Origin of the sequence: Pseudomonas sp. HS6-2, from assembly GCF_049325675.2 — a bacterium.
GTDB lineage: Bacteria > Pseudomonadota > Gammaproteobacteria > Pseudomonadales > Pseudomonadaceae > Aquipseudomonas > Aquipseudomonas putida_N.
Genome location: NZ_CM143906.1, coordinates 5,271,782 through 5,287,105 on the forward strand (window position 1 = coordinate 5,271,782; position 15,324 = coordinate 5,287,105).

Annotated in this window: 18 protein-coding genes; 6 read left to right on the forward strand and 12 right to left on the reverse strand. The window is 63.4% G+C overall.

The window, feature by feature from the left end; genetic code table 11:
• The first annotated feature begins 21 nt into the window (after window positions 1-21).
• Window positions 22-969 (forward strand): LysR family transcriptional regulator, encoded by a 948-nt coding sequence (locus ACOKS3_RS24625; protein WP_103449111.1) that lies wholly within the window; start codon window positions 22-24, stop codon window positions 967-969.
• Between the two features lie 80 nt (window positions 970-1,049).
• The gene (locus ACOKS3_RS24630) at window positions 1,050-2,024 is read left to right on the forward strand and encodes a 2-hydroxyacid dehydrogenase (protein WP_422763735.1); all 975 of its coding nucleotides are present in this window, start codon (window positions 1,050-1,052) and stop codon (window positions 2,022-2,024) included.
• Window positions 2,025-2,121: 97 nt separating this feature from the next.
• On the opposite strand, the gene ACOKS3_RS24635 is transcribed toward ACOKS3_RS24630, so the two are convergent.
• From ACOKS3_RS24635 to ACOKS3_RS24650, 4 genes are all read right to left on the reverse strand, one after another.
• The gene (locus tag ACOKS3_RS24635) at window positions 2,122-3,060 is read right to left on the reverse strand and encodes a glycosyltransferase family 2 protein (protein WP_422763734.1); all 939 of its coding nucleotides are present in this window, start codon (window positions 3,058-3,060) and stop codon (window positions 2,122-2,124) included.
• Window positions 3,060-3,425: a GtrA family protein gene (locus tag ACOKS3_RS24640; protein WP_103449106.1), complete on the reverse strand. Its 366-nt coding sequence runs from the start codon at window positions 3,423-3,425 to the stop codon at window positions 3,060-3,062. The genes ACOKS3_RS24635 and ACOKS3_RS24640 overlap by 1 nt, the downstream gene beginning before the upstream one ends.
• A complete protein-coding gene (locus ACOKS3_RS24645) occupies window positions 3,422-3,889 on the reverse strand; it encodes a hypothetical protein (protein ID WP_422763733.1) in 468 nt (155 codons plus the stop codon). Before ACOKS3_RS24645 ends, ACOKS3_RS24640 begins: the two co-directional genes overlap by 4 nt.
• Window positions 3,890-3,966: 77 nt before the next feature.
• Entirely contained in the window at window positions 3,967-4,860 is an 894-nt protein-coding gene (locus tag ACOKS3_RS24650) for a DMT family transporter (protein WP_422763732.1), read from the reverse strand.
• Between the two features lie 148 nt (window positions 4,861-5,008).
• Between ACOKS3_RS24650 and ACOKS3_RS24655 the strand changes: the two genes are divergently transcribed.
• Window positions 5,009-5,884 (forward strand): helix-turn-helix domain-containing protein, encoded by an 876-nt coding sequence (locus ACOKS3_RS24655; protein ID WP_422763731.1) that lies wholly within the window; start codon window positions 5,009-5,011, stop codon window positions 5,882-5,884.
• A gap of 30 nt (window positions 5,885-5,914) precedes the next feature.
• On the opposite strand, the gene ACOKS3_RS24660 is transcribed toward ACOKS3_RS24655, so the two are convergent.
• The 6 genes from ACOKS3_RS24660 to ACOKS3_RS24685 form a co-directional block, all read right to left on the reverse strand.
• Window positions 5,915-8,305, reverse strand: coding sequence for a TonB-dependent siderophore receptor (locus ACOKS3_RS24660; protein WP_422763730.1), 2,391 nt, complete (start codon window positions 8,303-8,305; stop codon window positions 5,915-5,917).
• A 102-nt stretch (window positions 8,306-8,407) separates the two neighbouring features.
• Entirely contained in the window at window positions 8,408-9,388 is a 981-nt protein-coding gene (locus tag ACOKS3_RS24665; RefSeq protein ID WP_422763729.1) for a FecR family protein, read from the reverse strand.
• Window positions 9,385-9,936, reverse strand: a complete 552-nt coding sequence (locus ACOKS3_RS24670) for an RNA polymerase sigma factor (protein WP_422763728.1) — start codon at window positions 9,934-9,936, stop codon at window positions 9,385-9,387. The genes ACOKS3_RS24665 and ACOKS3_RS24670 overlap by 4 nt, the downstream gene beginning before the upstream one ends.
• A 4-nt stretch (window positions 9,937-9,940) precedes the next feature.
• Window positions 9,941-10,267, reverse strand: a complete 327-nt coding sequence (locus ACOKS3_RS24675) for a DUF3325 domain-containing protein (protein WP_103449093.1) — start codon at window positions 10,265-10,267, stop codon at window positions 9,941-9,943.
• Entirely contained in the window at window positions 10,267-11,838 is a 1,572-nt protein-coding gene (locus ACOKS3_RS24680) for a PepSY-associated TM helix domain-containing protein (protein WP_103449092.1), read from the reverse strand. The genes ACOKS3_RS24675 and ACOKS3_RS24680 overlap by 1 nt, the downstream gene beginning before the upstream one ends.
• A complete protein-coding gene (locus ACOKS3_RS24685) occupies window positions 11,835-12,140 on the reverse strand; it encodes a DUF3649 domain-containing protein (RefSeq protein ID WP_103449090.1) in 306 nt (101 codons plus the stop codon). The genes ACOKS3_RS24680 and ACOKS3_RS24685 overlap by 4 nt, the downstream gene beginning before the upstream one ends.
• A 247-nt stretch (window positions 12,141-12,387) precedes the next feature.
• Here ACOKS3_RS24685 and ACOKS3_RS24690 point away from each other — a divergent pair, with 247 nt between their 5' ends.
• Together ACOKS3_RS24690 and ACOKS3_RS24695 are read left to right on the forward strand one after the other, a co-directional pair.
• A complete protein-coding gene (locus ACOKS3_RS24690; protein ID WP_103449089.1) occupies window positions 12,388-12,735 on the forward strand; it encodes an HPF/RaiA family ribosome-associated protein in 348 nt (115 codons plus the stop codon).
• A gap of 124 nt (window positions 12,736-12,859) precedes the next feature.
• On the forward strand, window positions 12,860-13,162 hold the full coding sequence (locus ACOKS3_RS24695) for a DUF3509 domain-containing protein (RefSeq protein WP_103449873.1): 303 nt from the start codon (window positions 12,860-12,862) through the stop codon (window positions 13,160-13,162).
• Window positions 13,163-13,165: 3 nt separating this feature from the next.
• Here ACOKS3_RS24695 and ACOKS3_RS24700 read toward each other — a convergent pair whose 3' ends face one another.
• Window positions 13,166-13,636 (reverse strand): phosphate-starvation-inducible protein PsiE, encoded by a 471-nt coding sequence (locus ACOKS3_RS24700; protein ID WP_103449087.1) that lies wholly within the window; start codon window positions 13,634-13,636, stop codon window positions 13,166-13,168.
• 295 nt (window positions 13,637-13,931) lie between these two features.
• Between ACOKS3_RS24700 and ACOKS3_RS24705 the strand changes: the two genes are divergently transcribed.
• Window positions 13,932-14,198, forward strand: coding sequence for a YebG family protein (locus tag ACOKS3_RS24705; protein ID WP_103449085.1), 267 nt, complete (start codon window positions 13,932-13,934; stop codon window positions 14,196-14,198).
• A gap of 29 nt (window positions 14,199-14,227) precedes the next feature.
• Here ACOKS3_RS24705 and ACOKS3_RS24710 read toward each other — a convergent pair whose 3' ends face one another.
• The gene (locus ACOKS3_RS24710; protein WP_103449084.1) at window positions 14,228-15,247 is read right to left on the reverse strand and encodes a Leu/Phe/Val dehydrogenase; all 1,020 of its coding nucleotides are present in this window, start codon (window positions 15,245-15,247) and stop codon (window positions 14,228-14,230) included.
• Window positions 15,248-15,324 lie beyond the last annotated feature (77 nt).

Consider the following 15,324-nt stretch of genomic DNA (forward strand, 5'->3'; position numbering starts at 1 on the left):
CCTCTACCTTGAGAGTGACCCATGGACACCCTGCAAAACATGCGTGCTTTCAGTTGCGTAGCCCAGCTAGGCAGCTTTACTGCTGCCGCGGCGCAACTGGATACGACCACCGCGAACGTGTCGCGGGCGGTCTCCAACCTGGAAGCCCATCTGCAAACCCGGCTGCTCAACCGCACCACCCGGCGCATCGCCCTGACCGAGGCAGGCAAGCGTTACCTGATGCGCTGTGAACAGATCCTCACCTACGTCGAAGAAGCCGAAGCCGAAGCCAGCGATGCCCATGCCCGGCCTGCCGGCCAGCTGAAGGTGCATTCGATGACCGGGGTCGGTCAGCACTTCGTGGTCGATGCCATCGCCCGCTACCGCGAGTCGCACCCGGACGTGACCTTCGACCTGACCATGGCCAACCGCGTGCCCGACCTGCTCGACGAGGGCTACGACGTGTCCATCGTGCTGGCCACAGAGCTGCCGGATTCCGGTTTCGTCTCGCAGCGCCTGGGCATCACCTACAGCATTGTCTGCGCCTCGCCCGAGTACGTGGCCAAGCACGGTTTTGCGCATAAGCCGGTCGACCTGCTCAAGCACTCTTGTCTGCGCATGGTCAGCCCGGTGATTCCGCTGGAAAAATGGCTGTTCGACGGCCCGGAAGGCCAGGAGCTGGTGAACATCACCAGCTCGCCGTTCCAGGTCAACTCGGCGGATGCGATGAAAACCGCAATCCGCAGTGGCATGGGCATGGGTGTGTTGCCGATCTATTCGGTCATCGATGGCTTGCGTGACGGCAGCCTGGTCCGGGTGATGCCGGAGTACCGGTTGCAGGAGCTGAACCTGTATGCCATCTACCCTTCACGCCAGTACCTGGATGCCAAGATCAAGACCTGGGTCGAGTACCTGCGCAACTCGCTGCCGGAGATTCTGGCGGCCCATGAAGCCGACCTGAAAACCCATGAAATGCTGATCGCCAACTGAAAAAGCTGCTGCACGGCGGCGGTGGACAATGGTAGGTTGCTAACCAATCAACCCCAGCCACCGCCCTGAGAAGTTGCCCGATGAAAAAGACCGTCCTGGCCTTCAGCCGTATCACCCCGGCCATGGCCGAGCGCCTGCAGCAAGACTTCAACGTGATCGTGCCGAACCCCAAGCTCGGCGACATCAGTGCCCAGTTCAACGAAGCCCTGCCCGAGGCCCACGGCCTGATCGGCGCTGGCCGCAAGCTCGGCCGCGCGCAGCTCGAAGGCGCGGGCAAGCTCGAAGTGGTGTCGAGCGTTTCGGTAGGCTTCGACAACTACGACGTCGACTATTTCAACGAGCGCGGCATTGCCCTGACCAACACCCCGGACGTGCTCACCGAAAGCACCGCCGACCTAGGTTTTTCGCTGATCATGGGCTGTGCCCGCCGCACCGCCGAGCTGGACGCGTGGACTAAGGCCGGCCACTGGCAGGCCACGGTCGCCCCATCGCACTTCGGTAGCGACGTGCATGGCAAGACGCTGGGCATTGTCGGCCTGGGCAATATCGGCGCCGCGATCGCCCGCCGTGGCCGCTTCGGCTTCAACATGTCGATCCTGTATGCCGGCAACAGCCGCAAGACTGCACTGGAGCAGGAACTGGGCGCCCAGTACCGCAGCCTCGAGCAACTGCTGGCCGAGGCCGACTTCGTCTGCCTGGTGGTGCCGCTGTCCGACGCCACGCGCAAGCTGATCGGCGCCCGTGAACTGAAGCTGATGAAACCGAGCGCGTTCCTGATCAACATCGCCCGGGGCCCGGTGGTCGACGAGGCGGCGCTGATCGAAGCGCTGCACAATGGCACTATTCGCGGCGCCGGCCTGGATGTGTATGAGAAGGAGCCGCTGAGCGAGTCGCCGCTGTTCCACCTGCCCAATGCGCTGACCTTACCGCACATCGGCTCGGCCACCGCCGAGACCCGCGAGGCCATGGCCAACCGGGCGATGGCGAACCTGCGGGCAGCGTTGCTCGGTGAGCGGCCGCGGGACCTGGTGAATCCACAGGTGTGGAAAGGCTGATAATTCTCTAGCGCCTGTACCGGCCTGTTCGCGGCTGAAGCCGCTCCGAACCTGTAGGAGCGGCTTCAGCCGCGGAGGCCGGTACAGGCACCTTATTTCATCTAGGCTGACGCCGACGTCCCAACACCTTGCGCACCACATACCGCGGCCGATGCTTGGTCTCCTGGTAAACCCGCCCGACGTACTCCCCCAATATCCCGATGCCAATCAGCTGCACCCCACCCAGGAACAGGATCGCCGTCATCATCGAGGGATAGCCTGGCACATCATTGCCGTGCAGCATCTTGTCGATCAGCATGTACACCGCAAAGGCAAAGGCGAACAACGAAACCCCTGCGCCCACGTAGCTCCACAGCCGCAGCGGCACGGTGCTGAACGAGGTGATGCCATCCAGTGCCAGGTTCCACAAACGCCAGAAGCTGAACTTGCTGTTGCCCGCCGCTCGCTCCGGCCGGTCGTATTCGACGATCGCGGTACGAAAACCTACCCATGACAGCACCCCCTTCATGAAAAGCTGCTGCTCCGGCAGCTGGCGGATCGCAGCCACCACCTTGCGGTCGAGCAGGCGGAAGTCGCCGACGTTCTCTTCGATATGGGTTGAAGCAATACGATTGTGCAGGCGGTAGTAAAAGCGAGCACTCCAGCGTTTGAGGGGCGTATCGGCGGCTCGGCTACGACGCTTGGCCAGTACCACGTCGGCGCCATCCCGCCACAGCGCGATCATCTGCGCGACGACGTCGATCGGGTCTTGCAGATCGACATCGATCGGCACCACGGCATCGCCTTCGGCATATTCGAGGCCGGCGAACAGCGCCGATTCCTTGCCGAAATTGCGCGAAAAGTTGACCACCGTGACCCACTCGTCGCGCGCCGCCAACTCGGCGCAGATGTCTTCGCTGGCATCGCTGCTGCCGTCGTTGACGAACAGGATTTCCACCGTCACGTCCTGTAGCGTCGGTTCGCCGCGCACCGCGTCATAGAAGCGCTCCAGGGTGTCCTGCTCGTTAAACACCGGCACGATCAGAGTAATGTTCATCAGCCCCTCCGTTTGAACACTACGGTGTGCGAAAAGCAGTAGCCCGCGACCAGGCTGGTTGCCGAGAAGGTCAGCAAGGTCAGCCAGGGCGACAGGCCTGCCAGGTCGGAAAGCGCTCCCAGCGCCAGGCTGAGGCAGCCCATGCCAAGCAGGAACAGCAGGTAGCGCTTGCCGGTTGGCCTGACCGCGAAGGTGTAGCGAGCGTTGAGCTGATAGGACACGGTCGCGGCAACGGCAAAGGCCAGCAGGTTACTCGGCGCCTGCTTCAGGCCCAGGGCCAGGTGCAAGCCGAAGAACACCAGCCAGTGCACCAGCGTGTTGCCGATACCGACCAGGCCGTAGCGGGCAAAATGGTGCCAGGTCACTGGCCATATCCTTCTGGCGGCTTGACCAGCACGTAGGCGTCGTCGCCGACCCGGTGGATGTCATAGAAGCGGCTCGACACCTGCGGTGTCGGGCTGGCCGCCAGCACCTGCTGCCGGCCCAGCGGTGGTGGCTGGTTGAACGTGTGCAGCTCGTCGATGCCCACTCGGGGCAGCATCTCGGGTTCCCAGGCAGCCGCCGCCAGGGACAACGCCATGCTGGCGCCGTCGTACTGGTAGGAAAGGTTCTGCAGGAAATACGGTTGGAACCACAAGGGCAACACCAACAGCACGCAGCTCAGGCTCGGTGTCTCGAACCAATAGCGCAGCAAACGCACCAGCGCGTACCCGAGAAACGGCACGTCGGCCATCAGCAACCGCAGGGCATGCAGCAGCAACGCCGCGCAGCAGAGCAGCCACAGTTGTACAGGCGTAAGTGGCTTGTCCCATGACGGCGGTGGCGGCATCTCCTTTCCCCGGATATAAGCTCCCGCAGAAAAGTCTAGCCAGCCACCAACGCCCTACCCGGCATTTTTTGGCAGCCTCAAGCCATGGCGGCAGCCGGCTTGGGCCGTGGCTTGCGAAACACAAGCACATTGCCCGCCATCACTGCCACCAAGCCTAACAGCGCCGGTGTCGTCCACTGGTAGCCTTCGGCAACCGCCGACACGTTCAGCGCTACCAGCGGAAACAGCACGGTGCAGTAGGCCGCCCGCTCCGGCCCCATGCGCCCGACCAGGGTCAGGTAGGCGGTGAAACCGATCACCGAGCCAGGGATGACCAGGTACAACAGCGAGCCGATGTAGCGGGTGTTCCATTCCATGGCGAAGGGGATGCCGCTGACCAGGCAATACACGGCCAGCATCGACGCGCCATAGACCATGCCCCAGGCATTGGTGGTCATCGGTTTGAGCCCGGCCTTCTGCTGCATGCTGGAGAGCATGTTGCCGGCCGAGAAGCACAGCGTACCGAGCAGGGCCAGGCCCAGGCCGTAGAGGGTTTCGCGGCTGGCCGTGTGGTGCGAAAGCTCGGGCCAGAACAGCAGGCCCAGGCCGAGCAAGCCCAACGCACCGCCACCGAGGACATTGCTGGCGATCTTCTGGCCGAAGAAGATCCGGGCGTTGAGCGCATTCCACAAGGTGGCAGTGGAGAACACCACAGCGATCAGGCCGCTGGCGATCCACTGGCTGGCCGTGAGGAAGCACATGAAGTTGACGCAGAACAGGCAGAAACCCTGCGTCAGGCAGATCAGGTGGCCGCGCCGGTTCATCGGCTGCAGGCGGCGGGTGAGCAGAAGAATGGCGAACAGGATCAGGCCGGCCAGGGCGAAGCGGTAGACGATCGACACCGGAATGGCGACTACGCCCAGTTGCAGTTTCAGGGCGATCCAGGTGGTGCCCCAGATCAGGACGGTGAGCAGGTACAAAGAGAGGTTCATGGCGGCGGTTCCTTGGGCCTTTCAAATTCAACGCCATCAGTGTTCTCCCTGCTCACCACCCTGCGCTTGCACAAACTTGCGCTTTTTGCCCACTGGTGGCTGTCAGCGAAACGCTGGCGCAGTACGATGAGCGCCAGAGGACCCGCCCATGACGCCACTCACCCAGCTGCAAGTGTTCAACGCCATGCACGCCTCGCCCAACGCCCGGCTGGAGCTGAGCGCGCACCTGGGCGACGGGCTGGCGGCGGCGTTATGGAGCAACCGCGACGACGCTCGCGACTATCAGGCGCCAAGCCATCACACGCTGTCGTGCTACATCGCCGATGGCACCGGTACCTTCCGTCGCCAGCGCCCGGCCGACAAGGGTGCGCCAAACAAGCTGTGCATCATGCCGGCGGGGCACGAGTCGAACTGGGTGGTGAACGGTGCGATTCGCCTGGCCCACCTGTACATCAGCGAAGGGCAGTTCGCCCTGGGTTGCGTGCGCTTGCTCGACCGCGAGCCACGCGAGCTGCAATTGCAGGAGGCGACCTTCCTCGATGACCCGCAGCAATCCGTGCGCTTTCGCCAGCTGATCACCCTCGACTGGGATGAACCCGCCGAGCGTTTGCTGGCCAGCAGCCTGGCCCACGAAATCGTCGACCATGCCGTACTCAGCCAGGTTGGCCTGCGTCAGGGGTTGCGCCTGAAAGGCGGGTTGGCGCCAAGCCTGCGCCGGCAACTGGTGGAATACATCGAGGCGCACCTCGACCAGCCGATTACCCTAGGTGAACTGGCATTGCGCTGCAATCTGTCCGAATACCACTTCGCGCGCATGTTCCGCACCAGTTTCGGCTTGCCGCCGCATCAGTATCTGCTGGCGCGGCGCCTGCATCGCGCTCGCCAGCTACTGCGCCTGGGCGAGCTGCCTCTGGGCCAGGTGGCGCTGCTGTGCGGCTTTGCCAGCGCCAGCCATTTCAGCAACCGCTTCCGCCAGGCAATCGGTGCAACCCCTGGCGAGTACCGCGCGGCCGTGAGCTCGTGAAACTGGGGCTGCGAAGCAGCCCCGATTGCCTCAGAACTCGAAAGTGCTGGACAGGCTCACCTGCCGCGCATCGCCAATCGCCACGAAATACTGGTTCACCGCCGAGCTGTAGTAGACCTTGTCGAACAGGTTCTTCACGTTCAGTTGCAAGCGCACATTGTGCTCGTCGAGCTTGGTCTCGTAGGTGGCGAATGCATCGGCCACGGTATAGCTCGGCAGGTCGAAGGTATTGGTCGAGTTCCCCGGCCGCTCGCCTACGTAGCGCGCCCCGGCGCCGAAACGCAGGCGATCGCCGCCGAACAGGCTGCCGAAGTCATACACCGCCGACAGCGAACCGGTGTGCCGGGCCACGTTCTGCAGGCGGTTGCCCTCAAGGTCGGGATCCTTGGTCACCTTGGCATCGGTATAGGCGTAGCTGCCGATCAGGCTCCAGCGCTCGCTGAGCTGCCCGGTCAGGTCGAGTTCGACACCCCGCGAGCTGACTTCCCCTGCGTTGCTGTAGACCGTCTCGCCAGTGCCACTGTCGAAGTTCGCGACCAGTACGTTGCGCTTGGTGATATCGAACAGCGCCAGGGTACCGGTGAGGCTGCCCGGCATGTCGAGCTTGGCCCCCAGCTCCCAGGACTTACCCTCCTCCGGCGCCACCGACGAGTCCAGCACCACGCCACCGGTCAGCGGGGCGATGCTGGAGTTGGGCTTGAACGACTCGCTGTAGCTGCCATACAGCGACAGCTGGTCATCGACCTTGTAGACGATGCCCGCATGGGGCACCCAGGCTTGGCCGTTACTGTCGGTATTGGCCTTGAACGGGCGACCGCGGCCGGCGTATTGGTCGTATTGCTGGTAACGCGCGCCAGCGACCAGGATCCAGTGCTCATCCAGGTGCAGTGCGTCCTGTACGAACAAGGCGTCAGTGCGCAGCTTGTCGGTCTGGTCGCTGTCGCTGGCGCGCACCGTGGTGCCCTCCACTTCCTGGCCGTAGACCGGGTTCAGGTAGCTGAAGGTGGATTGCGAGGTCTGACGGATCAGATCGCCGCGAAAGATCTTGCGGTCTTCGTGGTCGATGCCGAACAGCAGGTCGTTCTGCATGCCGGCCAGTTCGACATTGCCATTGAGGCTCAAGGTGGCGAACTGGTCGCGGCTCATGGCGTTGTGGGTGCCATCGATGCTGCGCGTCAGCGTGCCCTTGGCCTCGTTCACGCCGGTCACGCGAACCTGGCTGGCATCGTAGGTCTCGCGGTTGAAGCTGTAGCCGAAGTGCAGCTTCCAGTCATCGGCCAACTGGTGGTCGACCTCCAGGCGGTACAGGTCGGAGCGCCCTTCCATGTCGTTGAACGGCTCGTCCAGGCGGCGGGTGGCCGGAATGTCCAGCGGGTGGCCGTTGCTGCCAAATGCCGTGCCGCGGTCGAACGGGTAGAGGAATTCGCGGTGCTCATAGGCCAGCACCACCTGGGTGTCCTCGCCGAGCCAGGCCAGCGACGGCGCCACCAGAGACTCGCGGTGCACGCCGAAGTCGCGCCAATAGTCCTCGTCCTCGTGGTCAACGATCAGGCGGTAGGCGAAGTTGCTGTCGCCCAGCGCGCCGGTGCTGTCGAAACCACCGCCGCTGCCATTCTTGCCGCTGCCATAGGTGGAGCCGCGCACGGTCAGGGCGTTGTACTGCTGCAGTTGCGGGCGCTTGCTGACCACGTTGATCACCCCGCCCGGGTCCTGGATGCCGTACAGCAACGAGGCCGGGCCCTTGAGTACTTCGACCCGCTCGGTGCTGGCATTGAGGCTGCGGCCCTGCACCAGCGGCATGCCGTCGCGCATGATCGAGCCGTCGCGGTTGTCACCGAAGCCACGTTTCATCACCGTGTCGGAAGTGCCACCGAAGTTGTTGCCCTGGGTGATGCCGCTGACGTTGGCCAAGGCGTCGTCGAGGTTGCGCGGGGCTTGGTCGCGGATGACCTGGGCCGGCACCACGTTGATCGCTTGGGGGATGTCCTGGGACGGGCCCTGGCCGCGCATGATCGAGGCACTGGCGGGTGGCTGATAGCTGTAGCTGTCCATTTGCGAGGTCACCGTGGTGGCCTGCAGGTTGAGGGCGCCCGAGGTATCCACAGGTTCGAGCGTCAGGGTGCGTGCGTCGAGGCGGCGCCAAGTCAGGCCACTGTTGCCCAGCAGCTGTTGCAGGGCCTCTTCGGCGCTGAACGAGCCGTTGACGGCCGGGGCCTGCACGCTGGGCAGTTCGAGGGTGTAGACCACGCTCTGGCCAGTGGCACGGCTGAACGCGTTGAGGGCTTGAGCCAGCGGCTGGCTCGCCTGGGCGAACGTGTGCAGCTGGCGTTGCTCGGCGGCCATGAGGCCAGGGGCAGCGGTGATGGCCGAGCACGCTGCAAGGCCGAGCCAGAGGGGAACGCAACGCGGGGTGAACTTCATGGACGCTGACCTGTGAGAGGGTTATTACTGCGAATGAATCGCACTTCCACTCATTACACGGATGCCAACTCCTGTTACCTCATCCGTTTTTGAAATTTTTTGTCAGCGGATTACGGTCAGCCGCCCCAACAAGGTTTGCCGCGAAAAACCCAGCACCTTGCCCAGCGAGTCCAGTGCTGCCAAAGGCTCATCTGCCGGGAAGCTGCCGCTGACCTTGCGCCGCCCCAACTCGCCGTCGAGCAACACGATGCGGCCGGGGTAGTAACGGCCCAGGTCTGCCACCACCTGCGCCAGCGGCACCTGGTAATAATTCAGCCAGCCTTGGCGCCAGGCCAGGCGGCTGTCGCTGTCCACGCTCGCCAGCTCACCTGCTTGCCCATCGGCATAGGCCAGCTGCTGGTTTGCCGTCAGTACCTGGCCGCCCTGCCCTGTCGCCGGGATAACCGCCACACGCCCGCTGCGCACGGTGACCTGCGCGCCCTGCCCCTGGTCACGCACCTCGAACTGCGTACCCAGCACCCTTACTTCGCCGCCAGCGGCTTCCACCACGAATGGTTGCCCCGTATGGGTAACCTGGAAAAACGCTGCGCCATGCAACAGGCGCACGCGACGCTCGCCTTGCTGGAAATCGACGGCGATGGCGCTGCCCGCATCCAGGGTCACCTGTGACTGGTCCGCCAGGGTCACTAGGCGAATCGCATCACTGCTGCTGAAATCGGCCTGCAGATTGAGCAACCAGTCACTCGGCCGCCAGCCGCCCGCCATGCTGACAGCCAGTACCAGGCAGGCCGCGGCCAATGCCATGCCGGCGCGCCGCCAATGCCCTCTGGCAGGCGGCTTGGTGATGGCCTCCAAGTAGCGCTGCAAATCTGCCTGTTCTTCCTCGGCCAGGCGCACTGCCGGTGCTTCGCTGAGCTGCCACAGCAGCTGAGCCTCGGCGTAGGCTTCGCGATGCTTCGGGTCTTCCAGCAACCAGCGCTTGAACTCCGCGCTGCTGGCCGCTGCCGGCTGTTCGATGATGCGGATCAGCCATTGCAAGGCAGCCTCGGACTGGGCGGCGGTGATCAGGTCTGGATGGCTCATCGGCGGGTGCTCCCAAGCCTGCGAGTGAAGGTCGCGGGCTCGGCAACACTGGCCTTGCACGCTTCGAGGGCGCGCATCATATGCTTTTCCACGCTGCTCTGGGAAAGCTGCATGGCCTTGGCGATTTCGCCGTACGTGCAGCCATGAACGCGATTGAGCAGGAAGATGTGCCGCGTGCGCTCGGGCAGGGCTCGCAGGGCGGCTTCCACACGCTGCAGGTCATGATCGACCTCCACAGCCTGCTCCGGTGCCTGAGCCAGGCCGGCTTCATCCAGCGGCACGGATGCTTCAGCGACGCGTTCGCGGCTGCCTTCACTGCGCAGGTGGTCGATGGCCAGGTTACCGGCGCAGCGCAACAGGTAGGTGTCGAGCGCTTCGACCTTGACCTCGGGGCGCCGCCAAAAGCGCAGGAACAGCTCCTGTACCAGGTCGGACGCTGTGGCACGGCAGCCCACCCGGCGACTGACCAGCGCCTCCATGCGCGCACGCTGGGCCAGGAACACCTCGACGAAGCGCGCGCGGGTGCCGTCGCTGTCGGTTTCGCTCAAGGCATCACCCGGCAAACATGGCCAGCAGCGGGCCCAGCACCAGGCTGACAGCAGCCAGGCCCAACAGCACACGTGGCAGATAGGGCAAGCCGAACACCCACAAGGTGGCACCAGCCATCAACAGCGCGACCCACTCCACCAGACCGTGAGCCCAGCCACGCCAGTGAACGCAGAGGAACAGCGACAAAGTCAGCAACAGCCAGCCCGCAACGCGCAGTGCACGCAACTGACCAGGGCCGGGCTTGCGCTTGAGCAGCTCGCTGAAGTGTTTGTCCATCGCCAGGCACAATGCGGCGAAGCCGGCGTATTCGATCAGGGCAATACTCAGCATCACAGCACCTCGACCCTTTCGGTCGCTACCTTGGTCGCCCGTAACGCACGCTTGGCGACAGGCTTCGGGGCCCGCAGCATCTTGCTCGCGGCCCAGGCCAGGAAAAGCCCGCAAACAAGGGCGGTAAGGTCGAACCCAGCCATGGCCCAGTCACCCGCAGGCACAGAGACGTTCAACCCTTGGCCAGTGCTCAGGGCATTGAGCACCGGCAGCAGGGCAAAGGCCAGTGCGCCCAGTGCCAGCTGCTCGCCCCAGGCCTTGCGCCCCGGGCGCAGCACGGCATGCAGCAACGACGCCAGCCAGACCAGGAAGAACGTGTTCACTTCCCAGTCGGCGCGCCCTGGCAATGCCACCGGCAGCAGCCGGTTGGCCCAGAAGAAGCCGGCCACGGCCAGGATCAGGCCGCTCATGCTGGCGATGTTGAGCACTTCGACCAGGCGCAGTTCGCCCGGCAGGCGTTCGCTCTTGGCATGCTTGAGCTGGCGCTTGCCCAGCCACATCACCAGGCCGGTACCGATCACCGCCGTGCCGGCAAGCCCGAAGGCAAAGTACAGCCAGCGCAGCCAAGGCCCGGCGTAGTTGCCCATGTGCAGGCCGGCAAAACTGAAAGAGGTCATCATCGTGGTGCTTTCCGGTGCACCCTGTTTCAGCAGTTCGCCGGTGGCACCATCGAAGGTCCAGCTAGCACTGCGCTTGTAGGGGACATTATCCGCCGATGATTGGGTGAAGGTGACACGGGCATTTCGATCACCTGCGTTCTGCACCTGGATGAAGCCCATGCGCGCGCCGGGCACCTGCGCCTGGACCTTGGCATGGAGGCTCGCCAGCGGCACCAGTGGCGCCGCGACATTGGCTACCTTAGGTGCCTCGTCGCGACCGAACAGGTCATTGAAGTAATCGCCGGTATTGCCATAGCTGGCCATGATGCTGGCCGGCATGACCATGTACATGAACAGCACCAGGCTGCTGTAGCTGATCATCAGGTGGAACGGCAGCACCAGCACGCCGATGGCGTTGTGGCCATCCAGCCACGAGCGCTGGCCCTTGCCAGGGCGGAAGGTGAAGAACTCCTTGAAGATCTTCTTGTGGGTGATGATCCCGGTGACCAGCCCCAACAGCATGATGAAGGCGCATAACGTCGACAGCCAGCGGCCCCATGGATACGGCATCTGCAACTCGAAATGGAAGCGATAGAAGAACTGGCCGCCACGGCTGTCTCGCACCTCGACCGGCTGCCCGCTCTGTGCGTCCAGATCCTTCCTGACAAAGCCCCGACGCCCACCCTCGGGGTCGCGCCAGCCGACGTTCAAGGCAGCCTCGCGCTCGCTGGGCAGGCGGATCATCCAACTGCCCGAATGCGCGGCGTTGCTCTCCAGATAGCGCTGGGCCAGCCCCAGGCTGGCTACCGGGTCGAGTGCATGACGGCGCACTTCCGGCTGCGCCCAGTGGCTGACTTCATCCTTGAAGTACGACAGGGTGCCAGTAAGGAAGATGGCGAACAGCAGCCAGCCAAAGATCAGGCCGGTCCAGGTATGCAGCCAGGCCATGGCCTGGCGGAAGCTTTCCTTCATGGGTTTTTCATCCAGTAGGCGAACCCGCCGAGCAGCCCCAGCACCAGGCTCGGCAGCAGCACGCCGAGCCAGGCACGCCAGGCGCTGCGGCAGGCGAAGCACCAGATGAAGGCCAGCAGATAGAACACGAACGAGAGCATCAGGCCGGTCAGCGTTGCGTCGACCTGGGGCAACGGCAGCAACAGGGCCAGACAGACACTGCCCAGCGACGCCAGCAGATAGCCGCCCAGCAATGCCGCCAGGCTGCGTGAAGCCACGGCCAAGCGATAGTTGAGAGGAAGTCCGGGGGCGGAGCGCTTCATGGCGTAAGTCCGGGAAACGGGAGTGCAATAGTAATGATTTCAATTCTCATAAGCAAAGATCGCGCGCCGTTCACCCCTTCCGATCGCAGGTGGTCAAGCCGGATTTGCAACAGGAAATTTATTTTCAGAAAGGGGTTGTAATCGCTTCGCCGTTGCCTGACCTTAGAGTCAAGAGGCGCAGAAATACCAAGGCCCTCAATGGCCTAGGCACGCCTCCATGCGAGCAAGCTGAATAAGGATTGGAATCATGCAAATCCAGGTCAACAGCAGCAACCATATCGAAGGCAACATCCGTCTCAACGAGTGGGTCCGCAGTACGCTGGAAGCCACCCTCGAACGCTATGACGACGACCTCACCCGCATCGAGGTGCATCTGCGTGACGAGAACGGCGCCAAGCCCGGCCCGCATGACAAACGCTGCCAGTTGGAGGCTCGCCCGAAAGGCCATCAGCCAATTTCCGTGACCCACACCGCCGCGTCACTGGACCAGGCAGTCGATGGCGCCGCCAGCAAGCTGAACAATGCGCTGGAACACTTCTACGGCAAGCTGCGCAGCAAGCGCGGTGCACTGGAACTGAGTGACCCCGAGGCCTGATCATCTGCAAGCACAATAACGCCCGGCCTGTGCCGGGCGTTTTCGTTTGCCCCGATCGATGGGGCTGAACCAACCTGCGGTTTACCCGGTCAACTTCTGCAGTCATTCATTGCAGACCCCGACCATGAACAACCCCTTCGAACAGATCAGCGCCGCCTTCGCCCCCGAATACCGGGTCAACCTGAGTATCGAGCGGCTGGACGGCAGCATCATGCTGACCCTTTCCGACGACGCCGGCGTGGTCGCCAAGCGCCTGATCAGCCAGGCCCAACGCAACGACCCGGTGCGCCTGCAGCGAATCATCGACAGCATCCGCCTGGGCCTGGCCATCGAACTGGGGCAGAACCCGTTGCAGGTCCTCGCCGCCCTGACCCGCGACAGCTGCCGCGAGCCACGTCACCAGGCAGCCGTCGGCGTGGCCAACTGAGGGCTATTTGCCCTCCTCCACTTCCTTGCCGCTGGCGTCCAATACCTTGGTCGAGGGGTAGCGGTACGAGGCGTAGCGCACCACCAGGATCGAGAACGCCAGCAGCAGGATGCCGCCACACACGTACAGCAGCCCCTCATCCGGCGCCTTGTGGTGCGACACATCGCCAATCAGCAGGCGCGTCAGCGCGGTGATCGCCACATACAGCAGGAAGCGGATCGGCATATGGTTGGTCTTGAAGTAGATACCGACCATCGCCCCGAGCTCCAGGTAGATGAACAGCAGCAGGATGTCATCGACGCTGATCCCACCCTTGCCGAGCATGTCCAGGAAGGTCACCACCGCCGCGTAGGCGGTAATCGCGCCGATGCCGAACAGCGCCAGGTAGTGGAACGCTTCCACGCACAGGTTGCCCAGCGCGTCGGCCGAGCCGTGCAGGCCCTTGCGCAGTTTTTCAGCCCATTTGATATCCACGATGTGCGATTCCCCGATACGACATGAAGGATGATGCGTCACGCCTGTGACGCTTGTGCCATGCAGTTAAAGGGCCAGGCCCCTGCCTTGGAAGGCGACCGATTGCCGCAAGGCACGGGCGGCATGCGAATTCAGCACAGCTACAATTTCTGGTTGCGAAACGACCGCATTGCCATTACTGTACATCGATACAGTATTCGGTAACGGCAATCTGCCCGACTGCCTGGATAGCAACTGAACCGCAAAGCAGAAGGCGCACGACCGCCCCCTGCTACCACTGACCGAGAGGCCTCGTATGGCTGTTGAGATTCTTTACCGCAGCACGCGCGATTTGGAGACCACGTTCTTGGACCGCAAACTCGCAGACGCCCATGACCAGATGCTGGAACTGGCCGAGGTGCTTACTCAGGTTCTGGTAAAGCATGTGCCTGGGCTTGATGAAAACATTGCCGAAGAGGCAAGCATCTTCATGGCCAAGAACCGGGCGGTGTTTGCAGCGGCGTTCAAGAACAATGCGGCAGCATTGGCTGATCTGGATGCGGCGGAAAATGGCAGCGAGTAAGCGGCTTGAAGGTGCTGCGGCGTCCGACTTCAACCATAAAGCAAACGCTCGGCCAGCATTTGCGCCACCCGGGCCGGCGAACGTTTTTCCGCCTGGGCATGGCCGAACACTTCGGTCAGCCGCGTAGGTATCCGCGCCAGGTGCGCGGTGATTGTACCCAGGTCGCCCCCGCGATGCTTCAGCGCCACGTAGATCAGGCCACCAGCATTGATCACATAGTCGGGGGCATACAGGATGCCGCGCGACTCCAGCTGGTCAGCCACCTGCAGCGTGGTCAGCTGATTGTTCGCTGCCCCCGCCACCGCCGCGCAACGCAACTGCATCACGGTCTGACCATTGAGCACCGGCCCTACGCCACAGGGCGCGAAAATATCGCAAGGGGTGCTGATCAGGGCGTCATTGGTCACCGGGTGAGCATTGAACTGCTCCACCGCCAAGCGCACCCGCCCGGGGTCCAGGTCGCTTACAAGCAACTCCGCGCCCGCCGCATGCAACTGCTCGGCCAAGGCATAACCGACATTGCCCAACCCTTGCACGGCGACACGCAGGCCTTCGAGGTTGCTGCTGCCCAGGCGTGCCTGCGAGGTGGCGCGGATGCCGGCGAACACGCCCATGGCGGCATGCGGTGACGGGTCACCGGAAGCTGTGGTACTGGTGACATGCAGTGTGCTCTGGGCAATGCAGTCCATGTCCAGGGTCGAGGTCCCGCTGTCCACGGCAATGATGAAACGCCCTTGCAAGGTATCGATGAAGCGGCCGAACGCCTCGAACAGCGCCGCACGGTTTTCCACATGCGGGTTGCGCATGATCACCGCCTTGCCGCCACCCAAGGGCAACCCTGCCAGCGCCGCCTTGTAGCTCATGCCTTGGGCCAGGCGAATGGCGTCGGTCATGGCACTCTCGTCATCGGCATAGGGCAGGTAGCGGCAACCGCCCACCGCCGGGCCCAGTTTCTCGCTGTGAATCGCCACGACGGCCTTGAGGCCGGTGGGCGGGTCAATGAACAGGTGCAGCGACTGGGTACGGGTGCTTTGCATCAGCGCGAACATCGACTGGCTCCCCAACGAGGTGCTCCTACCAGTATAGGCACGCGCCACAGACCGGCGCGGCGGGCGGACCACTGGAC

Coding starts and splice junctions, on each gene's coding strand:
- ACOKS3_RS24625 (WP_103449111.1), top strand. CDS start 22: ATGGACACCCTGCAAAACATGCGTGCTTTCAGTTGCGTAGCCCAGCTA.
- ACOKS3_RS24630 (WP_422763735.1), top strand. CDS start 1,050: ATGAAAAAGACCGTCCTGGCCTTCAGCCGTATCACCCCGGCCATGGCC.
- ACOKS3_RS24635 (WP_422763734.1), bottom strand. CDS start 3,060: ATGAACATTACTCTGATCGTGCCGGTGTTTAACGAGCAGGACACCCTG.
- ACOKS3_RS24645 (WP_422763733.1), bottom strand. CDS start 3,889: ATGCCGCCACCGCCGTCATGGGACAAGCCACTTACGCCTGTACAACTG.
- ACOKS3_RS24650 (WP_422763732.1), bottom strand. CDS start 4,860: ATGAACCTCTCTTTGTACCTGCTCACCGTCCTGATCTGGGGCACCACC.
- ACOKS3_RS24655 (WP_422763731.1), top strand. CDS start 5,009: ATGACGCCACTCACCCAGCTGCAAGTGTTCAACGCCATGCACGCCTCG.
- ACOKS3_RS24660 (WP_422763730.1), bottom strand. CDS start 8,305: ATGAAGTTCACCCCGCGTTGCGTTCCCCTCTGGCTCGGCCTTGCAGCG.
- ACOKS3_RS24665 (WP_422763729.1), bottom strand. CDS start 9,388: ATGAGCCATCCAGACCTGATCACCGCCGCCCAGTCCGAGGCTGCCTTG.
- ACOKS3_RS24675 (WP_103449093.1), bottom strand. CDS start 10,267: ATGCTGAGTATTGCCCTGATCGAATACGCCGGCTTCGCCGCATTGTGC.
- ACOKS3_RS24680 (WP_103449092.1), bottom strand. CDS start 11,838: ATGAAGGAAAGCTTCCGCCAGGCCATGGCCTGGCTGCATACCTGGACC.
- ACOKS3_RS24685 (WP_103449090.1), bottom strand. CDS start 12,140: ATGAAGCGCTCCGCCCCCGGACTTCCTCTCAACTATCGCTTGGCCGTG.
- ACOKS3_RS24690 (WP_103449089.1), top strand. CDS start 12,388: ATGCAAATCCAGGTCAACAGCAGCAACCATATCGAAGGCAACATCCGT.
- ACOKS3_RS24695 (WP_103449873.1), top strand. CDS start 12,860: ATGAACAACCCCTTCGAACAGATCAGCGCCGCCTTCGCCCCCGAATAC.
- ACOKS3_RS24705 (WP_103449085.1), top strand. CDS start 13,932: ATGGCTGTTGAGATTCTTTACCGCAGCACGCGCGATTTGGAGACCACG.
- ACOKS3_RS24710 (WP_103449084.1), bottom strand. CDS start 15,247: ATGTTCGCGCTGATGCAAAGCACCCGTACCCAGTCGCTGCACCTGTTC.